General features: G+C 53.4%; 3 protein-coding genes. All 3 read right to left on the minus strand.

The genetic code is table 11. The annotated features are described in order from the left end of the window. Positions 1-95: 95 nt before the first annotated feature. The 3 genes from AC6CIF_RS15335 to AC6CIF_RS15345 are packed head-to-tail and all read right to left on the minus strand — an operon-like array spanning position 96 to position 6,950. Positions 96-1,829: an ABC transporter ATP-binding protein gene (locus AC6CIF_RS15335; protein ID WP_340912614.1), complete on the minus strand. Its 1,734-nt coding sequence runs from the start codon at positions 1,827-1,829 to the stop codon at positions 96-98. After that, positions 1,826-3,652: an ABC transporter ATP-binding protein gene (locus tag AC6CIF_RS15340; RefSeq protein ID WP_498200328.1), complete on the minus strand. Its 1,827-nt coding sequence runs from the start codon at positions 3,650-3,652 to the stop codon at positions 1,826-1,828. The genes AC6CIF_RS15335 and AC6CIF_RS15340 overlap by 4 nt, the downstream gene beginning before the upstream one ends. Continuing rightward, positions 3,642-6,950, minus strand: coding sequence for a non-ribosomal peptide synthetase (locus tag AC6CIF_RS15345; RefSeq protein WP_498200329.1), 3,309 nt, complete (start codon positions 6,948-6,950; stop codon positions 3,642-3,644). Before AC6CIF_RS15345 ends, AC6CIF_RS15340 begins: the two co-directional genes overlap by 11 nt. Between the last annotated feature and the right edge of the window lie 165 nt (positions 6,951-7,115).

Genomic DNA, 7,115 nt, shown 5'->3' on the forward strand with positions numbered 1-7,115 from the left:
ACGCTTTTTCAGGTTTTTTCTGTCCTCTCCGTTTTTATGTAAATGAAAAGTTCAATTTATACAGATATCAGCAGGAAGCCGCTCGTCGTAATGGTCTAGCCGTACAGCCGCGCGTAATACCCTCCGAGCGCCAGCAGGTCCTGATGGCGGCCCCGTTCGACGACCGTTCCTTGGTTCATGACCGTAATCAAATCCGCATGTTCCACCGTGCTGAGACGATGCGCAATCAGAATGGTGGTCCGCCCCTTCATCAATACGTTCAGAGCTTGCTGTACCCAATGCTGGGATTCGTTATCCAATGCAGAAGTCGCTTCGTCCAGCAGCAGAATCGGGGCGTTTTTGAGAATCGCCCGGGCGATCGCAATTCGCTGCCTTTGTCCGCCTGACAACGATGCTCCTCTCTCCCCCACCGGCGTTTTATACTGTTCAGGAAGTTCCTGAATGAAATGGTGAGCGTACGCCGCTTTGGCCGCTTCAACCACTTCTTCATCCGTTGCATCCGGGTTTCCATAGCGGATGTTTTCCTCAATCGTGCCTGTAAACAAGAATGGCTCCTGCGGAACGTATGCAATCTGCCTGCGAATTTCGTCCAGCGTGTAATGGCCAAATGGTTTGCCCTGGAGCAGGATATCTCCGCTGTCCACAGGATAAAAGCCGAGCAGCAGCTTAATCAGCGTACTTTTGCCGCTGCCGCTGGCTCCCACGATCGCAGCGACCTGACCAGGAAACACCTGCATGGACATGTCGACAAGTACCTTTTTATCCGCCTGATAGGAAAATTCCACATCGCGAAACTCCACCGCGGCCTCCGATACAAGCTCGCTACGAGAAGATCCCAGACGCTCCGGTTCCTCTTCCTCGCTTAGTACCTCTTGAATCCGGTGAGCACCCGCGAGCGAATTCTGGGTCATCGACAGAACCGTCCCCAAGTTCAACAAGGCGTGCGTCAGATTCACTTGCAAAACTGCCAGAGCGGCGACGCTTCCCATTCCCATCAATCCGTACGCATAAAGAAGACTGCCGATGACGATGATGCCGCAGAACGTGACGTAGCTGATAAAATGGTTCACCGCAGCCTGCATACCGTTCTTCTTCGCCGTTTGCCGAAGCGTTTGCGTCATTTGTTCGTTCAACGCCTCGTACTGGCCGTAAATCGTGCGGATGCGGAACAGCTTCACAATTTGAATGCCGCCCATAAAATCTTTGAATTTTTCAGTCATTTTACCGAGCGTTTGCAAGCCTTGTTCGGACAAAGCGCGGATATCCCGTGCAAATTTCAGGCTGACCAGAGAGGACAGCAGCAGAACGACGAAGGATACGCCGGCAAACCGCCAATCGATCACCACCATGGAGACAATGGAGCCGATGCAAAAGACAACTTGAAGCAACAAAACGAAGTAAACCTGCGAGAATGTAAACTCAACGGTCGTTACGTCGTTGTTCACCCGCGACAGCAAGTCCCCGTGGTGCGTCTGCTCCAGGAATCTCGGCCGCACCCGGCACAGCTTGTCATAAAGACGTTTGCGGATATTCAGCACAGTCAGCTCGACACTGCGCTGGTATAAGTAAATGAACCAGGGAGAGATTATATTTTCCAGGAACAGGGCCGCGCCCAAAATAATAAAGGCTTCCACCATCAGGGACGTATCTCGGGACACGGCGAAATCAACCAAGTTATGTACGACCAAGCTGAAGGCGATCAGAAATAATGTCTGGGTGAGCGCCGTTACAGCAAGGCCAATCGCGTACTGGGTTTTGCGCTTGCGGTTCATAAACGTCAGCAAGTAGCCGAGTTCTTTCACTTGCGAGAGCCTTCCGCCCTTTTTCATGTGTATGACACCTCCCTGCGTTCGGCAGACTCGGTAAATTCCTGGTAGTACGACTGGGCGTACAGTCCCTTCCTCTCGAGCAATTGTTCATGAGTGCCTTTTTCGACAATATTTCCTTCTTCCATAACCCAGATTTCATCGGCGTTTTGCACCGTAGAAAGCCGGTGGGCAATAACCATGGTCGTTCTCTGCTTCATCAATACGTCCAGCGCTTCCTGAACCGCGCTTTCCGACTCCGGATCAAGAGCCGATGTGGGCTCATCCAGCAGCAGAACGGGAGCATCTTTCAGAAAAGCCCGGGCCATTGCAATGCGCTGGCGTTGCCCACCGGACAAAAAGCCGCCGCGCTCTCCGACATACGTCTGGTAGCCGCCCTCAAGCTGCATAATGAAAGAATGAGCCTGAGCGGCTTTGGCGGCCTCGATAATATCGTCCATCGACGCTTCTTCCCGCCCATAGCCGATATTTTCGGCGATCGTACCGCTAAACAAATATGAATCTTGGGTTACCACGGAAAAATGCGACCGAAGCTGCTCTGGATCAGCGCCGCGGATCAGGCTTCCGAACACACGGATCTCGCCCTGATCCTCCGGAAGTGGATAAAAGCCGCATACCAGCTTAAACACCGTACTCTTCCCTCCGCCGCTCGCTCCGACAAGTGCAATCGTCTTGCCTTCAGGCACCGAGAAGTTAATATTCCGCAGAATCAGGGAATTCTCTTCATACCCGAAGGTTACGTTCTGAAACTGGATGGGGGCGGCGCTCGCTTTTGGAAGCAAACGACCATTTTCCGTTTCAGTCGGTTGCTCGACGATTTCGGAGACCCTTCTCAGAGCACCGCTCATTTCGAACGTGCGCGTGATGAGCTCGGGAATATGCTCCAGCGGCTCCAGACACAGATTAAGCAAGTACAGGAAAGCGATCAGTTCTCCCGCGCCTAGCTGCCCGTTGTAGATCAAATAGCTACCGTAACTGACAGCGAAAATGATCGGGCTGATCATCAGCGTAGAAAGCAGCGGGTTGACCCAGGCTTCCCGCTTTTTAACGGCCAGCTTTTTTTGAGCCGTCAATTGCAGCAGCACTTGGTAGGAGCGAGATAACATACCAGATAGCAGGTAACTTTTTACAATAGGTATCCCTCCAAGCGTATCCTGGAGGTTGACGTTCATTCGGCCCATGTTCGCCTGGGCTTCCTCCGTCAACTGTTCCAACTGCTTGCCGATCCATTGGGAAACCAGCAGTGCTACGGGAAATAACAGCAGGCTGTACAGCATCAGCTCCCATTGGAGATACATCAAATAAGCGAAACAGCCGATAAATAATAGCGGATGATAAAACCACTGGGCGAGGTCCCGAATCATAAATTGCTGGATGAGCTGCAGATCGTTGTTGATCCGCGACAACACGTCGCCGGAGTGCTGTTTTTCCAAATAGGGGACCGGGAGTTTGCCGATATGACGCATGACATGGTTGCGGATATCCTGCACCGCAGAGGCACTGCTTCGCTCCACACCGAAGCTCATGAAAAACTTCGCAGGCACACCGATCAAGATGACCACAAAGACCGTGTACACGATCTGCAAAACGACGGGCCCCGCCCCATTCTCGGCCTGTGTGGTCAGCTGCTCGACCAAACGTCCCGTCCATATCTCAATAACCGCGGCGGCTATTGCAGACAAGATACCGACGATCATCCAGCCTTTGTGGCGGCTCACATAGGACATCAGCCAGCGGAACGCTTTCCAGGTATCATAAGCGGTTCGGCGCTTGGAAGGCTCCGCTGTGCGTTGTTCTTGAACAGCCGTCTGCCGATCAGCTCCCATGCAGGACCCCGACCTCTGCTTCGATCTGCCGCTTGATCTGCACTAAGATGTCACGGATGACAACGGCCGTTTCGTCCACGCGCGCGAGTTCCAGTAATTCCTCGTGTGCGCCCTCCAGCCGGTAATCGGCGTAAGCTTGCGTCGTTGCCCTCTGCCAGGACGGCAACTGGTGCTCCAGGCGGAACGCTTCGCTGTCCTTCGCAATCAGTTCGTAAATCCGGGCAGTTATCGTGCCTGAATTAATAAGCTGCGCTTCGTACGTCAAGGTGGCTTTGATTTTCCGATGAACACGCTCCCGCACGAGCGGATTGCTCATTAATTCCTTCTCTTCTTCATTGAAATCCGCAAGCATTTCTTCAAGCTCTTTCTCAGACGTTTCATAAGGCGTGAGTGTGTCCTTAATCCACGAGTCCACCATGAGCACGTCCGTTACGACATGCCCTCTTCTTTCCATCGTTTTGGCTACCTCGAACGTCAGGTTGCCTCCGAAGCAGTAACCGAGCAGCACGTAAGGTCCTTCCGGCTGGATACGAACAATCTCATCCACATAATGGTTCAGCATGGCCTCGTAATCGATGACATCGTCGATAAAATCAATGCCGTAAAGCAAGAACCGGTCGTCTAACCTACTTGCAAGCTCTCGGTAACCGATGCCGAAGCCGCTGCCTGGAGGGAAGCAGAACACGTTCAGATCCCCTGTTTTATTCAGCTTAATGAAGGAGTCTCCCCCTTTATCCAGACCCAGATCCTCCTCCCCAAAAGCCATGGCTTCAACGGTTACACTATGGAATTGGCGATTCAGCGGTATCTCGATGCCCGTTTCATCGTAAACGGCTTGAACAAGCCTCATCAGACTTAACGAATTGCCGCCCAGCTCAAAAAAGTTATCCTTTACGCCGACCTGAGGAATACCAAGGGTATCCTGCCAGACACGGGCGATCTTCATCTCGAGCAGCGTTCTCGGCGCAACATATTCCCCTCCTCTGGCCGCAGCTTCCTCCGGCACTGGCAGCGCTTTGCGGTCGATTTTTCCGTTCGCGGTCAGCGGCATCTGCGAAAGCTGCACAAGATGCGCAGGAATCATATACCCCGGAAGCTGCTGGGCGAGCTGCTCTTTGAGTTCATTCGCCGCCAGCTTTGTTTCCGCGACGTAATAAGCAACAAGTTGCTTATGGCCGTTCGCGTCGTCCCGGGCGAGTAACACCGCTTCTTCCACGCCCCGGGCGTTCAGAAGCTGCGTCTCGATTTCGTCCAGCTCGATCCGGTACCCGCGGACTTTGACCTGGTGGTCGATTCGGCCGAGGTATTCAATGTTGCCATCCGGTAGCCAGGTCGCCAAGTCGCCTGAGCGATACAGTTTTTCCCCCTCCGCAAACGGGGAATCAACGAACTTCTCCGCCGTCAGATCCGGACGGTTCAGGTATCCTCTCGCGAGCCCTTCCCCGGCCACATACATTTCGCCCGCTACGCCGATCGGCACTGGGCGGCGGTTTTCATCCAGGACATACACCCTCAGCGTTGGGATTGGCTTGCCAATATTGCTCTTCGCCGCCTCCATTTCGACCCACGTAATTTCCTTATACGTCACGTGAACCGTCGTTTCGGTAATGCCGTACATATTGATCAGCTTTGTCTCCGGGTACTTCGTCTTGAAGCCCTTAAGCAACAGCGGGCTAAGCGCTTCGCCGCCGAAAATGACGTTGCGAATCCGCAGATCGTATGGATGATCCGCCAAGACCTTACGCAGCAGCTGATAGAAGTACGTTGGCGTCTGGTTCAAAATCGTGACCTGTTCGCGGCCTAGTAGCGCCAGGAAATCGGTCGGATTTTTCGCCGTAAGCGGCGGTACAATGACCAGCTTGCCTCCATACAACAGCGCTCCGTACATTTCCCAGACGGAGAAATCGAAGCAGAACGAGTGGAACAGCGTCCACGTGTCGAACCGCCCGAAGTCGAACAAGTTCTTGTCGTTGAACAAAAGACGCACAACGTTTTTATGCTCGATCAACGTGCCTTTGGGTTTGCCGGTCGTTCCCGACGTGTAGATGACATATGCCAGGTTCCCCGACCCGGAAATTGGCTCCAGATTCGAAGCGTCCAGCGCACCTTCCGAGTCCGCCCCACTGTCTCCCCAAACGAAATCATCTATTTCAAGGCGCATTCCTGCGAAGTCGGTCTTCTCATGCAAATGCTTTTGAATCAGCAATAACGGTGCACCCGAATCCTCGATCATGAAGCGGATGCGCTCCTCCGGATAGTCGGGATCGACAGGCACGTAGGCTCCACCCGCTTTGAGAATCGCCAGTATGCCGACAACCATATCGAGCGAGCGTTCGGCCAGAATCGCTACCAGCTGGTCCGCTTCAACTCCCGTCTCCCTCAGCTTGCGCGCAAGCCGGTTGGATCGCTCGTTCAGCTCGCGGTAGGTCAGCTGACGTTCGTTCATGACAATGGCCACGTTGTCCGGGTATAGCTCCGCCTGTTCTTCAAACAAACCGTGAATCGTTTTCCCCCGCTCGAACCCGGTTTCGGTGTCATTAAATCGATTCAGCAACGTCTCCCTCTCGTCCGGGGAAAGCACATCGGCTTGTCCAAGCTCCAGATCCGGCTGAAATACAAGCACAGACAGAAGCCGAACAAGATGGTCGGCCGCCTGTTCCACAAATGCCCGTTCGTATCGATTCCGGTCAAAGCTTATTTCCAGCTGAATAGAGTCGTTTTGGTGGTCGAATCGAAAAACAGTATCTGCCGCCACCCGGTTACCCACCGATTCAGGATGAATCGGGGCGAAGGATGCAACGGTGTTGACGACCGGAAGGCCCTCTCCTGTATAGTCCAGATGGAGCGGCTCCACCATTTTCCGAAAAGGCAGATACTGATGCTCCAGCGCCTCGCCGATGGAGGCTTTGATGCCCCCGAGCAGCGTTTTCAGCGTAGTCTGGCTGCTTACGGACGTTTTGATCACCAGGATGTTATGTGGTGGCTGAGTCACGTCCGGGTCCGCGCTATAAGAAGGCATGCCGACAAGTACTTGATCCTGCCCGGTATATTTGAACAGCAGACTTTTTACTCCTGCCAAAACAATCATGTACAAAGCCAGATCCGAACCATTGGCGAGGCGAATAATTCTCTCCGAGAGCTCACTCGGCAGGGTACGGTGAAGCAAAGCCGGCTCTGCCGCAGCTTCGCCGCCCGCAGATAATTTGGAGGATTGACTGTAGGGAAGGAAGCTCAGACTGTCATCGTCGTCAAACTTACTGCTCCAGTACCGTTCTTCCTTTTCAAATAAAGATTTCATTCGTACCTCCCCTAAAAATGAAGTGACCGCATGCCCCGGCGCAGATCCGAAAAAACTTCCTTTCGGCCTGCGCGTATACGGGCTTGATTTACACGGAGTTGCAAGTTGTTCGCCGTCTTTCTTGGGATGCGCACCACTTTCGCTTGACGGCGGAGCACGCTTGTA

It is taken from the genome of Paenibacillus sp. GQ49, assembly GCF_059759055.1.

Excerpts from the sequence above, each read along its gene's own strand:
- AC6CIF_RS15335 (WP_340912614.1), bottom strand. The coding sequence starts at position 1,829 with ATGAAAAAGGGCGGAAGGCTCTCGCAAGTGAAAGAACTCGGCTACTTG.
- AC6CIF_RS15340 (WP_498200328.1), bottom strand. The coding sequence starts at position 3,652 with ATGGGAGCTGATCGGCAGACGGCTGTTCAAGAACAACGCACAGCGGAG.
- AC6CIF_RS15345 (WP_498200329.1), bottom strand. The coding sequence starts at position 6,950 with ATGAAATCTTTATTTGAAAAGGAAGAACGGTACTGGAGCAGTAAGTTT.